The following is a 16,874-nucleotide window of genomic DNA, read 5'->3' as shown; positions in this document are numbered from 1 at the left end:
ATGAGTGCTTATATATTTTGACTCTTAAATTAGACGAAAGTTGCAAAAAAGAATGATCGCAGAATTGGAAAAAAAGGCCGTCGGCTCAGCCAGTGCCAAGCACTGTAAATAGCCTGAGATATCGGAGTCAGCGAGGGAATACCCATGTCATTCCCTATTTTCATCTTCAGTGTACCGATTGGCGAATGCAAAAATATTGCCGACTAAAAACGTAAGCCCCTTGACCAGACTGACCAGAGGAAAGACGGCGTTATTGGCTCCCAGATTGAGTTCATCATTGACATTATGGAAGTCTTTGGGAAATTTTTTATGTGTGTCGAAGGTTTGCAAACCTTCCGGGTACAATGTGGCATCCAGGTTTCCAGTCTCCTTTATATGTTTTGAGAAACACTCAACAGAAGGATCAAGTGCACTATCACCCTTGGCCTCATAGGATTGTTTGGCCGTCCAGTACAAAATTTCCTCGGCTGTCCGCTTCAGCCATGAACGGTATGCGGTATCGTTAAGCCCCATAAATTCTTGCAGTCTTGACCTGGGCGGCCACTCTTTTTCTTTTGCTAACAGGCCTGACAGGTATTCGTTCAATAGTTGCTCAATAAAGTTTTCTGTCTCTTCCACTGCCTGCTGATTTTGATAATGATAATCCGGCGAGTCGCGGCGCAGGCGTGCTCTTAACAACACGGCTGCCAGCAGGTTTTCACAGAGGGAATTGACAAAACTTAACCGCTGAAGAACCTCGGGAGTATATCCCGAAGTTTTTGAGTCTCTGGCAGAGAGGCCGCTGCTCATGGAGCCAAAAAACTCAACATCGCCCCAGTCCCGTAAACCATCCCAACCAAAGTCAGGGCGTTCAATGGCTTTAACCCAGCCTCCAAAGGTTCCGGGTAATGGCAAGGCAAAACAAATGGAGTTACCCAACAATGGAGTAAGGAACACCCAACATCGTCCGGTATCATGAAATGCCGGGATCGTTGAAGTAGGCATAACGCCGAACTTGCCATTAAGTACGCCAATGTCGTGAATGGCAGCAAACAGGCCTCGCTCGGCGTTTGCGTATGGGCTGCTGGTTGTATCGTGAGTATGAGCGTATTTAGCGTAGTTTTTTGTCGCTTTGAAGTGGTAGACCCGGAAGGCTCTTTTACCATTAATATTGATCACCTGTAAACGGTCACTGAAACCTCGGATACCCTTGGGGAGATCCTTTTCCATTACGATAAGGTACTGACCAAAACGGGGTAGCTGGCTTTTAAAGCGGTTATTGGTCACCCTGGCAATAAATTGATGCATAATACCTTCTTGTGCCAGGGTGGCTACGGACTCTCCAAGTCTCTGGAATTTATAGTAATCAACGTCCTCACCATTCTCTACTGCCAGTGTACGACCACCCACGATGGCTCCCTCGCCTTCAAATAGTGATAATGGATGTTCAATACTATCAACCCACAGCCCAAGCCTTTTCATCGGAAAATACAATGGATGCAGACTGCAATAAACCGGTTCAAAATAAGTGCGATCTGCACGGTCAAATTCTGATTGCAACTGACGACTGGCGTCTTTTTCGTCAAACTCAAAGCTATATGCGTGGAGAGACACCAGCAGCTTAAATGCCGACGTATTGGGTTGTTGAAATTTGAGTGGATTCACCGGCTCTGTTAATGTGCCTGAGACATCCAGTTCTGAGAAAAGGGCAGGATTATTGAGATAAGCCAGAGTATCGTCAATTAATTTTCGGGGTACACAACCTCTCCACTCCGACATGAACAGCTGCTTGTCTGCAATGATTCTGTTAGCCAGAACATGAATAAGTTTTTGCCGGATTGTTGCATCCGTACAACACTTCTCCAAATATTTTTTGCTATTAAAACAACGTAAAAAAGATTGATAATACTCAATGTAATCTATTATGAGTTCGGCTTTATCAGGTTTTATACGTCTATCTAAAATATGCGTTTTTCCAGCATCAAAAGGTTCGGAAGCCAGAACAATAGCATCTTGCTTTAGTAATATATCTTCCGGAAAACTACGGGAATAATCTTCAGGAAAATACGGAAAAACAACATTCATAACATCGCTTTTAAAATTATCGTCTGCTTTAACTTTCTTAAAGAACAAAGATAGAACTTCCGTATCAAAATCCTGACTTATTACAGGTCTAATGCTTAACATCTCTAACAGTGATTCTTTTCCTGTTTTAATCAATTCCTCAAGCAACCTGTCATCCTGACTTTCAACGTTTATAACAAAAAAAGGATTAGCCTTTACCAGTTTTCTTAACAATAAAGCAAGTTTCCCCCTGTCATCCCTGAACCTATCTGTACAACATTGATAAACAGAAGACAATGGATAGGCTCTTGAATCTTCGAATTTCATTTCTTTTTCCAACGCTGTTGAAGCAAACTTGAGAACGACTTCTTCAAAGAAGTCAGAATCATTGCTCAGCATCTTATACTTGGTATCATCTTTAAAAATATTGATAAAATCAACATGCAAACTGTCACTATTGAGTGAATCCAAAATAGCCTTTTTTGTTATAAACTGATCCGGAACCTCTGATAACCTGCAGAGACCTTTTGATAATTGCAAAAGGCAGTACTCTTTGTTTTTGTCTCTGATGTAGTGCGGCAGATATTTAAGTTCGATTCTTCCTGAACGGACAAGCTCATCATAAAAGCCTTCATCTGTAAAACTGGGCGGCAGAACATCAATAGACTTTATTTTGGCTCCGATATCCAGACGCTCATAGATCGACACAGCCAGTTTCGGCGGTGTACCACGAGGAATACCCTGCAAACTTGAGTATTCAGTCAGAAAGTCAATATCGTTTTTTAGTTCTTCAGGAAGGCCTTTGTAGCGATACATTAAGCCCGTTTTCCTGACATCAGTCAATAATACCTGTCTTTTCCTCTCGGGTGTTGATTGTAATACTTCCCTCATTTGATCACTTTTGTCCAGTTTGAAAACATCCCAAAGATGATTTCTTATTATCCCTGACAAAAGAGTGGGTGATTTGTAATAATCTTCAGGTAATTTTTTTTCAGGACAAAAATCAAGAAAGTCGATAACAGCTATAAATTCATCGACTGTGAATCTACCTTCTTCACCATTCATGAGACTTTTAATCAGCTTGATTTGTTGGTCGCTTATGAGAGCAGTGTTTGCATCCTGAATGACTTTAGGCTTTTCTGAAGGTCCGGGTAATTGTGCTTCGGACTTTATATCTCTGGCATCGGTAAAGTCCATTTTTGATGTGCGTTTAGTGGCTTCACGGTTATCTCCATCTAAAGCAACGGCTCTGGAATAAATTCCGATCTCTTTTTGATCTTTTTGTCCTGTTACTGCCGTGAAATCTGCGTGATTGATTTCCACCAGCTCAACGCTGACAGGGCTGACGCTTCTGCCGAAAGCATTGCCATCATTTGCTTTATTCTTTTTCGGAACATCGGCTGCAGCAATGTAAGTAGAAGTAGCTGGTCCTTCATTATGTGGGAGTTGAAATAATCGTTCCATCGTTTTTTTCCCTGCCTTTAACTGTCCTTAATCTTGACGAGGATGAGATTTCCCAAAGAATGCTTAGAATTTAGACCCGTTAATTAAACGAAAGTTCCAAGAAAGAAGAATCGCAGAGTTGAAAAAAGAGCCACTGACCAAGCCAGTGCCATATAAAAGCATATAAAATTCAAACGTTAATCCGCCTGAAAGAGTGGTTGTGTTATTGCAATTTTTCCAACAGGCTCTCAAGGTTTTTAATGCGATTATATGCAGCCCGATTTTCAAGCACGCAGTAACATGGGTCATTGCAAACAGAAACACAATCGGCTTTTAACGGGCCATAATGACAATAATCTATATAGGTAACCATTTCCTCCCAGTCAGGATAGTCTTGGCAATTTGTCAGTTCGATGTTCAACCACTCTTCAATAATCACCCGTTCGTCCTCACTCCAGCCATTACGCAGAGGTAGGCAATCCTTGAGCAAGAGTTTTTTTAATTCACTGTACTTTTCGTCCGGATTGAACGTCGGGTATTCCGTACCTTTTTCTTCATAAAAAACCCCTTTCAAATAATCGTATTGATCAAAAAAAATAAATGCACCGTGGAACTTCACCAAAGCCTGATACTCCTCAGGGGCAAAACTGTCTCTACCAGACCAGTCTTTATTCAGAAACTCATATAACGCTGTCGGCAACCTCGTTAATATTGAATCTGCCAGTGACTTCACTTCATCCTTGGCAGGCCAATCGTCTCTACGGTTATGATCATAAAGAAAAACCAATCTATCATGGACATGCGATGTAAGAGCATCTTTAAGTTTTCCCGGATTGACATGCAAATCAAAACCGGAGGGGCTGACAGAATTTTGTGGGTAGAGCAGCATTATGTCATTTTCCTGAAACTTTGCCGGTGATTTTTCAGCGCCTGTTTTTACAACACCAGGTATTGGCCCAGTCATTTGATGCTCATCCAGCGATTGCTCCGGATGCTCACGGGAAACAGGAAGCCGGGTTACTGGCATCAATGTTTCATCCACTGGCTGCAAAGGTGCAACGAATTTAGGGTGTGCGGGTTCTGTAGGCCCGGCAGGATCAAATTCTGGTTTGTTTGTAGCGACAGTGTCTACAGTCAAAGCTACGACTCTGGAGGAAATTCCGATCTCTTTTTGATCTTTTGGTCCGGTTATGTGATCTGCGGTCAAATCGGGGCGATTGGCTCCCACTGGCTCACTGCTGACAGGGCTGACGGCTCTGCCGGAGAGATTGCCCTGGTTCGCTGGAGCATTTTCAACTTTTTCATCTTTTCCAACAGCAGAGGGAGCTAGCCCATAATCAAATGAGGGTTGTAGTAATTGATCCATCGTTTTATTCCTTACTTTAATTACCCTTAATCTTGTCGGGAGAGAGCCCATCTAAAGAATGCATACGTATTCTAGACCCGTTTATTTAACAAAAGTTCCAAAACAGAAAAATTACAGAGCTGAAAGAAGACCTCTGGCCGACCAGTGTCGCAAAAAACAATGTGAATAGCCTGAGGTACAGGATGAACTGTGGATATCCAGATCATTCCATACTTTCATCTTTGCTGTATTGAGCTGCGTAGGCAAAAATATTGCTGACCAACCGCGTAAGCCCCCTGGCCAGAGCGACCAGTGGAAAAACAGCGTTAATGGCTCCGAGGTTGAGCTGACCATTCGCTCTGCAGAAGTCTCTGGGAAATTTTTTCTGTATTTCCAGGGGATGCAGAGGTTTCGGGTACAATGTTTCATCGAGACAGCCCTTCTGCTTTAAGTGTTCCGAGTAACACTCACCAGAGAGGGGAGAGGCACAAGGGTCCGTCACCTCACAGGGTTGCAAGGCAGTCCAGTAAAGGATCTCCTGAGCTGTGCGAGTCAACCATGAACGGTATTTGGAATCGTCTAACCGCATCAATTCTTGTAATCTTGACTTGGGCTTTAGTTCTTTTTCTTTGCCAAAAAAACCCGACAGGTATTCATTCAGTAACTGTTCAATAAAGTTTTCTGTCTCCTTCAATGCCTTTTGATTTAAATAATGATAATCAGGGGAGTCCCGACGCAGGCGTGACCTTAATAACACAGCTGCCAGCAGGTTTTCGCAAATGGCATTGGCAAAGCTTAGTCGCTGTATAACCTCTGGAGTATAACCCCAGGTTTTAGAGTCTTTGGAACCAAGACCGCTTTTCATGGAGCCATAGAACTCAACATCTCCCCAATCCCGTAAGCCATCCCGGCCAAAATCAGGACGTTCAATCGCTTCGAGCCAGCCTTTAAAATCTCCGGGAAGTGGCAAGGCAAAATAATCCGAGTTCCCCAACAACGGACTCAGGAACACCCAACGACGTCCGGTAGCGTGAAATGCCGGTATCGTTGACGTAGGCATAATGCCAAACTGGCCATTAAGTACACCAATATCGTGGATACCCTTCAATAGACCCTGCTCGGCAGCTGCATAAGGAGTGTCGGTTTCATCAGGAGTGTGAGCGTATTGACTGTAGTGCTCCGAGGCTTTGAAATGATAGACCTTGAAATCGCACTTACCATTAACAAAGCTCGCTTTTAAACGGTCAGTGAAACCTCGGGTACTCTCCGGAAGGTCTTTTTCCAGTACAACAAGGTACTGACCAAAACACGGTTTCTGACTTTTAAATCGATCATTTTCGGCAATAAATTGATGCATAATGCCTTCTTGTGCCAGAGTGGCTTCGGACTCTCCGACCCGCAGAAACTTATAGTAATCAACCTCATTACCATTGGGTATTGCCAGCGTGCGACCACCAACAATGGTACCTTCTTTGTTAAACAGTGATATCGGGTGTTGACCAGGATAAACCGGTTTGAAGACTACTCCACCGGCATGGGCAAATTCACACTCTAACTGTCGAGCCGAGTCTTTACCTGCTGGATATAAATCAGGTCCGTGAGTAGCCAATATTAATTCGAGTGCCGAAGTATTGCGCAGCTGAAAGTTAAGAGGATTAACGGGTTCTGACAATTTGTCAGAAGCATCCAGTTTCGAGAAAAGTGCCGGGTCTTTGAGAAAATCCAGAGTATCATCCAATAATTGTCGGGGGAGACAAAATTGCCAAACATACAATACATCTTCTTTATTAGTAACTAACCTTTCTGCAAGTATTGGAATGAGCCTTTTCCGGACTATTGGATCATTGCAAGACTTCTCCAAATATTCTTTATTGTTAAAAAGCCTCAAAAATTCCCGATTCCGTTCAATATAGTCAATTACAGTGTGAGGGTCAGCGGGCAATAACTTTCTGTTCAGAATGTGATGACATCCCATATCAAAGGCTTCAGATTTGAGCACTATTCGATCCAGCTCATTCTGAATTTCATCTGGAAGATACTCGATCCCATGATCAGGAAAATAAGGATAAACAACATTCAAAACATGGGTTTTAAAAGCGCTGTCTGCATTAACTATTTCAAAGAAACCATAAAGAGCCAAAATACTAAAACCTTGGCTTACTTCAGGCCTACTACTTAATATGTCCAATAATGAATGCTTTGCTATATCGATTAATTTCTTAAGCTGCCTACCCCTCAGGTTTCCAATAGAATTCAATACAAAAGGATTAACTTTCACCAGTTTTTTTAATAAAAGACCAAATTTTTTTTTGTCATTTTCATACAGTTTCGAAGCAAGAGAATATACCCTGAACAGGGACCTTCGATAGGCATCATCGACAAGATTATTTGTTTCCAATTCAGCAGTTACCACCTTGAGCATGATTTCTTCAAAAAAGACAGAATCCTTGGTGAACACGTTGCATTTCTGGTAGTAAATACTCTCAAAATTATGATACCAATTACAGCTACTGAGCGAATCCAAAATAACTTCTTTTGTCAAAAACTGAGCCGGAACCTCTGGCAAATCACACAAACCCTTTGATAGTTGTGACAGACAATAAGCTTCGTTTTTACTTTTAATATATTCTGGAAGGTCTTTAAGCCTTATCATTCCTGAGCGAATAAGTTCATCATAAAAATCATCATCTTTGAAACTGACTGGAAGATTTTCCAGCGATTTCATTTTCGCTGTGGTATTCAAGTGGCTATAAATAAAAACGGCCAGACTGAATGGTGTATCTTGGGGAATACCATACAGATTCGAATACTCAATAAGAAAATTAATATCACATTTCAATTCATCGGTTAGATCATCGAGGCCACATCGGTAAGGTATATACATAGGCTGGGCCAATAGTATACCCTTGGTTAGCTTATTTTTTGGTAGTTCTTGAATCGCAAAAATACCATGTCTTACAAACTCTTTCATAAGAATTGGCGATTGATGATAAGCTCGAGGCAAAAATCGGCTAAGGTCTTGTCGTCTTATAAAGCTGATAATTTTAGTGAATTGACCTTCTGTGAGTTCATGGCCTCGACCATCAATAAGCTTTTGAATCAGCTCGACTTGTTCTTCCGTAAAGATAGCATTGCTCGTGCCCGGGCTCGCTTTAAGCTTTTTTAAAGTTCCGGGTGTTGATGCTTCGGACTTTATCGAAAGACCAATATCTACAGCATCGTTAAAGTTCAGTTTTGTTTTGCGTACACTGGCTTCACAGGTATCTATATCTAAAACAACCACTCTGGAGGACATTCCGGTCTCTTTTTGATCTTTTGTGGGTTCTGATTCGAAATCTTCTCGATTGAAGCCCAACGTTCCATCGCTGACAGGTCTGACAACTCTGCCGGAGATATTACCCTGATTTTCTCTAGCATTTTCTGGAACATCGGCTTTAGCTCTGTCAGAAGAGGAATTTGGCCTATGTTTAACTGAGGTTTGAGGTAATAGATTCAATGTTTTTATCCTTTCTTTAATTGTCCTTAATCTTGCCCAAAGTAGCTCAGACAAAGAATGCTAAAAATTTAGACTCATTAACTAAATGAAAGTTCCAAAAAAACACAGAGTCGGAAAAAGCCCCCAGCCCGGGCCAGGACGGCACAAAATAATCTAAATAACCCTGGATGCAGGATGCAGTGGCGGATATCCACGCTATTCCCAATCAGCACCCTCGGTATATTGGTCTTCGTAGGCAAAAATATTGCTGACAAACAGGGTAAGCCCCTTAACCAGACTGATCAGGGGAAAAACAGAGCGCCTGGCCCCAAGAATGGACTGACCAGTAGCCAGGCGGAAATCTCTGGGAAATTTTTTATGCTCATCCAGGGGGTGTAAATGTTTCGGGTACAGTGTTTTATCCAGGCGTCCACTGCGTTTCAGATGTTCTGAATAGCACTCGCCAGAAGGGGTAAAAGCACAAGGGTCTGTGACCTCATCAGGTTGCAGGGCAGTCCAGTATAGAATCTCCTGGGCTGTACGAGTCAACCATGAACGATATTTAGCATCGTCAAGTCGCATCAATTTCTGCAATCTTGACTTGGGCTGTAATTCTTTTTCTTTTGCAAACAAACCCGAAAGGTATTCGTTCAGTAGCTGTTCAATAAAGTTTTCTGTCTCTTTCACTGCCTGTAGATTTTGATAATGATAATCCGGGGAGTTGCGACGCAGGCGCGATCTCAACAACACGGCTGACAGCAATTTTTCGCAAATAGCATTGGCAAAGCTTAGCCGTTGCAAAACCTCCGGAGAATAATCCGTAGTTTTTAAGTCTCTGTTAGTCAGGCCACTTTTCACAGCGCCATAAGACTCCATATTGCCCCAATCCCTTAAACCATTCCAGCCGAATTCAGGACGTTCAATAGCTTCGATCCAGCCCGTAAACTCTCTGGGTAAGGGGAAGACAGAATAAAGTGACTCGTCCAACAACGGACTCAGGAACACCCAGGGACGTTGGCTAGCGTGATAGGACGGTAAACTGGACTTAGGCATAATGCCAAACTGGCCATTAAGTACGCCAATATCATGAATGCCCTTCAGTAGACCCTGCTCAGCTGTCGCATAAGGGGTTCCGGTTACATCAGGAGTGTGAGCGTATTTAGCAAAGTTGTTTGTCGCCTTGAAGTGATAGACCAGACAGGCTCTTTTACCATCAAAATCGCTCGCTTGTAAGCAATCAGTGAAACCTTCGGTACCCTTGGGAAGATCCTTTTCCAGCACCAGAAGGTACTGGCCAAAACGGGGTTTCTGACTTTTAAAGCGGTCACTTTTGGCAGCAAATTGATGCATAATGCCTTCTTTCGCCAGGGCCGTCTTCAACTCTCCGACCCGATGGAATTTATAGTAATCAACCTCTTCACCATTGGCTATTGCCAGTGTACGTCCACCAACGATGGTACCTTCTTTCTCAAACAGTGTTATCGGATGTTGACCAGGATAAACCGGTTGAAACTCTGTTTCAGCGGCACGAACGAACTCTGACTTTAATTGTCGAGTGGAGTCTTGATCCGCAAAATGAACACCAAATGCGTGAAGAGCCACCAGTAATTCGAATGCCGAAGTATTAGGCAGTTGAAATTCCAGAGGATTAACGGGTTCTGTGAGTTTTTCAGAAGAATCCAGTTTGAAAAAAAGTGCCGGATCTTTGAGAAAATCAAGAGTATCATCCAGCAATTGTCGGGGCAGATTATCCTTAAAATCATGCAATAAATCATGTTTATTGGCAACAAGCCTTTGTGCAAATGTATATATGAGTCTTTGCCGGAGTATCGGGTCAGTGCAGCAACTTTCGAGATATTCTTTGTCTTTAAAAAAGTACACAAACTCCCTGTGTCGTTCAATGTATTCTACTACAATGCTACGATCGACAGGCCGTAACTTTCTGAACAGAAGATGCTCTTTTCCCTTGTGAAAGGGCCTGGATTTGAGCACCATTTTATCTTGCTCCTTGAGGATTTGCTCTGGAAAACGAGTACGGGGTTTGAAAGCCTCCCCAATATGAGCAAGAACATAAGGATAAACAATATTCAGGATACGGACTTTAAAACTCTCATCTGCATTCACTCTTTCAAAGAAACCATCAATTAGTCCAGGGTAAAAGCCATGACTTATTTTAGGTCTCCTGCTCAATATGTCTAATAATGATTCCTTTGCTATGCCGATTAATTCCTGAAGCAAGGCATCATCCAAATTTACAGTGTAAAGCAAAATAAAAGGATTTGCTTTTGTCAGTTTTTTTAATAATAAACCAAATTTCTCCCCATCTGCCTCATATCTTTTTAAGGCAGAGTTATGTACCTCACACAAGCAGGAATTGTTTGAATAAGAGTATAATTCAGAATCGAACTTATCCAACATTTCCAATTCGACTGTGACGACCTTAACCAGTAATTCTTCATAAAAAACAGGATCACTGGTGAACATTTTGTATTCATCGGAACAAATTCTACGAAAATTACGACTCAAATGTTTACCATTATTAATCGAACTCAGGATGGATTCTTTTGTCATAAAATGAATCGGAACGTCTGATAATTCACAAAAGCCATTTGCCAATTGTGAAAGGCAGAAGGCTTTGTTTTTATTTTTAATGCGTTCTGGAAGGTCATCAACCTCTATCATTCCTGAACGAATGAGCTCGTCGTATAAGTACTCACTTTTAAAACTGGCTGGAAGACGATGCAAGGACCCTGTTTTTTCCACGGTGTCCAAGTGACAATAAATAAAAATTGCCAATTTTGCTGGTGTGCTGTAGGGAATGCCATAACGCCCTGAAAATTCAATAAGAAAATCAAGATCTTTTTTCAATTCATCAGGTAATTTATCATAGCGGGTAAGAGTATGAATACCATCGCTCTGAGCTAAAAGTATATCTTTAGTTAGTTTATCTACTGGTATTTCGTCAGCGCACAAAATACCATTCCTCACAAAGTCTTTCATAAGGCTGGGTGATTCTAGATAAGCATCAGGCACATATTGCCTGGAATTTATTATTGTAAAATAGTCGATAACGTTCACGAATTCATCTTCTGTGATTTCACTGGCTTTGCCATCAAGGACCTTTTGAATCAACTCGACTTGTTTCCCGGTAAGAAGAGCGGTGTTCACACCCGGACTGGCCTTAAACCTTTTTAAAGGTTCGGATGATGAGACTTCGGGCTTTACCATAAAACTTCTAAATAACGCAGGATGCAGCACCCACAGCACCGGTGGAACGTCGGAGAGCTTTCCTGATTTCCAGATACCACCTTCTGGCATCAACGTTTTAACCACTGGCTGCAACGCTTTAGCAAGTTTATTGTGAGGGGTGTTTATGATCGTTTTAAGGCTTCTTTCGTTAGGTTGAGAGGAGGCCTGAAAATAAGGCTTGCCAGTATTCTCTGGCTCCTGATTGTTTTGCTGAAAAGAGGCTATGAAAAAGTGTAGAACCGCCTTTTCCAGCAGTTGCAGAATTAGCTCAGCGCGGTTGGCATTCGCCAGCTGTTTAATGGTCGCGTCAACGCTGGTTTTGATGTCCTGCTGCCCCTGCAAAGTCATACCAAAATGCGGGTATGGAAACAGTTTATAGGTCAATTGCAGATGGCTGTTGCATTCGGGTTGCTGCTCGCCACAAAGTGAGAGCTGACCGCTATGACCATCCGCCTCAAATTCAACGTTGCCAGCGACCTGTGACACAGGGAGGCTGGTTGAGGCCGAATCCGGATTTTGGATCAAAGCTATGGTGTTTTTAATGACCGCATCGCTTAGCAGGCTGGCAATGGAAAAACCATTGGCAAAATCTTTCGCCTCATTATGCAACAACGACTCAATACTCACCGGTAAACTTTGTGAGTTTCCAGTGTTGGTCAGTGTGACTAAAGTTGACTCCCTGCTTTTGTCTGAATAGTCAATATCAATGCGAATGGCATTTGCCGCCATGGGTGAAACCCATGAGAGATCAATATGAACGACACCGTGTTGCGAACTGGCCTCGTACAGCTCCAGCCAGGGGGAGTAGCCCTCAGGTAATGGAGTCTCGGCCAACCAGGGGCTGATGGATGGGTTCAACGGGAATGGCGTTATTCGCAAAGTCTGCTGGTGACTTTGCTGCTGGTAAATCAGCTCCAGGTAAAATCGCTTGCGGATGTGAGGAGGGTCCACCTGAATTTGTTCTGATCCCAAACGAGTCCCGGTATACCAAGTGTACAAGGCACTTTTTACACCGGGCAAAATGGCCATGGACAAGACTTGAGCGGTGTGCAGCATCAAAGGGTTTTCTGTCCAGCGGCTCAGTACGGAGGCTGTAGTTTTACTCACCATCCAGTAAATCATGGCGTTAAACGCCAGCGTGGGCAGTGTGCGCAAACCGTTCAGCGATAAATAATCGCCATAACGGCGATAAGTAAAATCATCTCCAAGACGGAAAAAGAAGCCCAATGGCGACACGCTGTGAAACTCAAAATCAAAAGGTGAAAGTGTATTTAACCCGCTTTCAGCTTCACGATAACCGTGATTATCCGTATCTGAGTTGCTGATGCTTGCCCAGGACAACTGCAGGGTAAAAATAAAAAATAATGCGTATCTTCTCATGAGATTGTTTAAATCCAATCATTGATGAACGCACGAAAACAAATAATGGTCTTTATTGTTTTTACCATTGAGACAGGCATCAACAACTCATGACGACCGCTATCAGTGCATGAGCCTAGTCAATATTTTTGATTCCGGCAAAAAAATCATACGAATTTCACGCCCTTTCCGGTCTCGGGTCAAGGCTTCAAGACAGTTACCCGGTGGAACCTTCAGTTCATCCAGGATTAGCACAGAATCCAGCTGTACCAACTTTCTTGCGGCGATTCGCCAAAACGACTGAGGACAGACTTTGCGGGCCAGGCGGGAAGCCTTACCGTTAAAAATATCTGCTATAGCCTTGTCTTTATAAAGAAGCGAACATGGATTGCATGGTAGCACGGTTACCATGCCACCATCGGATGAATATTCAGTTCGGCTTACAGTTCTCCGGCGAAGGCTTTTTGGCTGAGGGAGTTGAACAATGGAAATGATTCAGCTTGTTGATTCTTTTCCTGCAAACATTCTATCTGAGCTCTTATTTGCTCAAATTTATCTTGCATCTCAACTGGTGGGACACGAACTTTAAATTTTTTACACTCAGGTACGGATAGGTGTGTAACTGTCGATCCTGAGCTCAACTTGCGAATTTGATGCTTAATGCCATTGTCCATTAACTCATACAGCAGAAACGATGATTTCATGCAATTTGAATTCGGTCGGAAGTGCATAGTCCTTTGCCCTAGAAAAATGAGTTCGTCTGTATCTACTATGCCTGCTTCACCTGCAGGGGCTTCACGAGTAAAAATGATATCGCCCTTCCGAGGCTTCAAACGGCGAATCCACTTTTCATATACGTCTTTTTCTACACACTTCAAGTCGATCAGATTCAGCTTGTGATTCCGAACATTGGTTGTTCTGATCATCTTATACTGTGTTTTATAATCAACTGCTGGTGCTGTTCTGTTTACGCAGTCGACAATATCAGTACAAACTTCTGAAATGTCTTTCACCTCCCACCCCTTAGGATTCGTCACCGGATCACCAAACATATCCAGGAACACACTGCGCAGGAATTCGTCGGCCAGACCGATGGCCTGCTGGCGTTTCTGGCGCAGCTGGTCGGCTTTATCCAGAATGGCGGCGATGCGTTTTTGTTCGGGGAGTGGGGGGAGTGGGACCTGTTCATCATGCACTAAATTTCTGTTCAGGGTTGGTACACCTGCGCCTCTAACGAAACGTTCAAGTTTGAAAGATTGAAGCATGTACATAACCCATCGCGGGTCATTTCCGTGAAAATCTTGCACATATAGAGCTGTGTTTAGTGGCCAAAAATCACCAGCAACATAATGAACCTTACCGATAGTCCCGCTTCGTCCAGTGACGACTCCAGGCCCCTTCACCATGAAGTCATTGTGTGAGCCATTTACCCCGTTTGCAGCAAATATTGGAATATCACCTGGAAATCTGTTTTGAACTGGGAGATCATAACCACGCTTTAACGTTGCTATTTCCTTGAGAGGCTTTAGCGGCCAGCCCTTCTCATTTTGGAAGAAGCTCACAACATCCCCTCCAACTCAACCAGCTCCTGCTGAATCGCAGCTTCCAAAGCCTTCAGACGCCCCAAAATCTCCTTGGGCGGATCATAAACCTCTTCCTCATACACCACTTCTTTATAGCGATTGATGGTCAGGTCGTATTTGTTGGCTTTCAGGTCGTGTTTGGGTACAACAAACGCTTTTTGGGTGCGGTCAATCCAGTCGTTGTTTTCTATGAGGGGTGGATTTCCAGCTTCGCAGGAATGACGTGAGGTATCGTCGGTATAACGGAGTTTGTGCCCTGTAAACTCTTCTACTGGCAACTGCTTACTTTTACGGAACGCTTTCCAGCTGGCCACCAGATGAGGCAAGTCATTTTTCTCAACAGAATTACGTTTGTCATCCAGACTAAAGCCGTCGTGTTTCAGATCGTAGAACCAGACGTTGTCGGTTTCGCCGCCCTTGGTGAAAATCAGGATAGCTGTAGCTACACCAGCATAAGGTTTGAAGACACCGGAAGGCAGGTTTACGACGGCTTCCAGCTGGTTGTCTTCTACCAGGGTTTTCCGCAGGCTCTGGTGGGCTTTGCTCGAACCGAACAACACACCCTGAGGGACAACTGTGGCGCTACGACCACCGATTTTCAGCATTTGCAGGATTCGGGCGACAAACAGCAGCTCGGTCTTTTTGGTTTTGACCAGTTTCAGAATATCGGGGTCAATGTCTTCTTCGTCCAGGGTCCCGGTAAACGGTGGGTTGGCGAGAATCAGATGAAAGCCGTTGTGGGATGCTTCAGGGTAACGATCACTAAAGCTCTGGCTCATGGTGTCCTGATAGTGAATATCCGGCTCGTCCACGCCGTGCATAATCAGGTTCATGGCGGCAATGCGCAGCATGGTGGAGTCAAAGTCGTAGCCGTGGAACATATCAAAGTCCACATGCTGGCGGTATTTGCTCAGCAGGTCACCGGAAAAAACTTTCTGTTGTTCCAGCTCGCCTTTCTCGTTGGTGACGGTTTCGGTATGAATACTGTCCAGAGAGCTGTATTTTTCCAGCAGGTATTCATAGGTAGTGGAGAGAAAGCCACCCGTGCCACAGGCCGGATCACAGATGCGCTCGCTCCGGGCCGGGTTAGGCTCCATCATTTCCACCATGGCCCGAATAATATGGCGCGGTGTACGGAACTGGCCATTAATACCCGCTGTGGTCAGCTTGCTGAGGAGGTACTCGTAAAGATCACCTTTGGTGTCGCCCCGATCCAGCGGCAGGTTTTTGATCATCTCTACCGCTTTAACCAGCAGGTTGGGCTTTACGATTTCCAGACGGGCGTCTTTCATAAATTCGCCCAATAGTGAACCTTCGTCGCCTTTTTCGGTAGAGAGGCTTCTGAAGTGCTGGAAAACTTCATCCCGCACCACTTCCATCATTTCGTCAGCGCCCAGGTTGCAGTAATGACTGAACCGGCAATCCTGCTGGTACGACTGAAAGCGGGGGTTGAAATCGACACCGGCCAGGGCTTTTTTCTGCTCGTCCTTGCTCTCCATGGTGTCGAGCATGCGGGAATACATCAGATAGGTGATCTGCTCAATCACGGTGAGCGGATTGGTAATACCACCGACCCAGAACTCTTCCCAGAGCTTGTCGATTTTGCTTTTCAGTTCGCCTGTGATCATGGAGGGGAATATCTCGGAGTTATTCAGAAAAATATCGCTGATTATATCCTTTACTGGCTGGCAGAACCCGAATTTTCTACCAGAAACCGGCTGGAAAAAGTTTACACCTGTGTTAACCTGTGACCATGCGTGTAATCAGTTTTTATACAACGGAAGACGGCAAAACGCCTGTTGCCGATTTTCTGAATACCCTGAGCAGCCAGCAGGCTCGAAAAGTTACCTGGGTTCTGAAGCTGGTTCAGGAGCAGGAGAAAGTACCGAGCAGTTATTTTAAAAAGTTGGTTGGCACTGAGGAAATCTGGGAGGTTAGAGTTCAATCTGGAAGTGTTATATTTCGTCTGCTGGGTTTCTTTGACGGAGGCAGCTTGATCGTATTAAATCACGCTTTTCAAAAAAAGACACAGAAGACACCGTCAAAAGCCATCAAGCTGGCTGAAAAGCGTCGCAGGGATTATCTGAACAGGAGGATATTATGAGAGATCTGGATCAGTACATTCAAGACAGGAAAACCCGAGATCCGGAATTTGCCGACGGTTATGATGAGGGCTATGAGTCGTTCAAGTTTGGAGTATTGCTCAAGGAGGCCAGAAAAGAAGCAGGGTTGACCCAGCTCCAGCTGGCACAAAAGCTACAAACCCATAAAAGCGCGATATCCCGTATCGAAAACAATTCTGAAGATGTAAAACTCTCTACACTTGAGCGCTTTGCTGCTGCCTTGGGTAAAAAGCTGGAAATTCGGCTAATTTAAG

The 16,874-nt window shown here is 43.8% G+C and carries 8 protein-coding genes; 2 read left to right on the top strand and 6 right to left on the bottom strand.

Features of this window, described 5'->3' with window-relative positions:
* Window positions 1-147: 147 nt before the first annotated feature.
* From ACOMG9_RS06350 to ACOMG9_RS06325, 6 genes are all read right to left on the bottom strand, one after another.
* Window positions 148-3,507, bottom strand: coding sequence for a hypothetical protein (locus ACOMG9_RS06350; protein WP_494529960.1), 3,360 nt, complete (start codon window positions 3,505-3,507; stop codon window positions 148-150).
* A gap of 202 nt (window positions 3,508-3,709) precedes the next feature.
* Entirely contained in the window at window positions 3,710-4,852 is a 1,143-nt protein-coding gene (locus tag ACOMG9_RS06345; RefSeq protein WP_494529959.1) for a hypothetical protein, read from the bottom strand.
* Window positions 4,853-5,054: 202 nt separating this feature from the next.
* Entirely contained in the window at window positions 5,055-8,327 is a 3,273-nt protein-coding gene (locus ACOMG9_RS06340) for a hypothetical protein (RefSeq protein WP_494529958.1), read from the bottom strand.
* Between the two features lie 195 nt (window positions 8,328-8,522).
* A complete protein-coding gene (locus ACOMG9_RS06335) occupies window positions 8,523-12,935 on the bottom strand; it encodes a hypothetical protein (RefSeq protein WP_494529957.1) in 4,413 nt (1,470 codons plus the stop codon).
* A gap of 419 nt (window positions 12,936-13,354) precedes the next feature.
* The gene (locus tag ACOMG9_RS06330) at window positions 13,355-14,476 is read right to left on the bottom strand and encodes a restriction endonuclease subunit S (protein WP_494529956.1); all 1,122 of its coding nucleotides are present in this window, start codon (window positions 14,474-14,476) and stop codon (window positions 13,355-13,357) included.
* The gene (locus ACOMG9_RS06325; protein WP_494529955.1) at window positions 14,473-16,125 is read right to left on the bottom strand and encodes a type I restriction-modification system subunit M; all 1,653 of its coding nucleotides are present in this window, start codon (window positions 16,123-16,125) and stop codon (window positions 14,473-14,475) included. Before ACOMG9_RS06325 ends, ACOMG9_RS06330 begins: the two co-directional genes overlap by 4 nt.
* Window positions 16,126-16,250: 125 nt before the next feature.
* On the opposite strand from ACOMG9_RS06325, the gene ACOMG9_RS06320 reads away from it, so the two are divergent.
* Window positions 16,251-16,601, top strand: a complete 351-nt coding sequence (locus tag ACOMG9_RS06320) for a type II toxin-antitoxin system RelE/ParE family toxin (RefSeq protein WP_448218618.1) — start codon at window positions 16,251-16,253, stop codon at window positions 16,599-16,601.
* Window positions 16,598-16,873 carry a helix-turn-helix domain-containing protein gene (locus tag ACOMG9_RS06315; RefSeq protein WP_494529954.1) on the top strand — a complete coding sequence of 92 codons (276 nt, stop codon included), beginning with the start codon at window positions 16,598-16,600 and terminating at the stop codon, window positions 16,871-16,873. Before ACOMG9_RS06320 ends, ACOMG9_RS06315 begins: the two co-directional genes overlap by 4 nt.
* Window position 16,874: the final 1 nt, after the last annotated feature.

It is taken from the genome of Endozoicomonas sp. PH6C, from assembly GCF_059322965.1.
The sequence above is the reverse complement of the archived record's forward strand: the minus strand, read 5'-3'. Positions and strand labels throughout refer to the sequence as shown.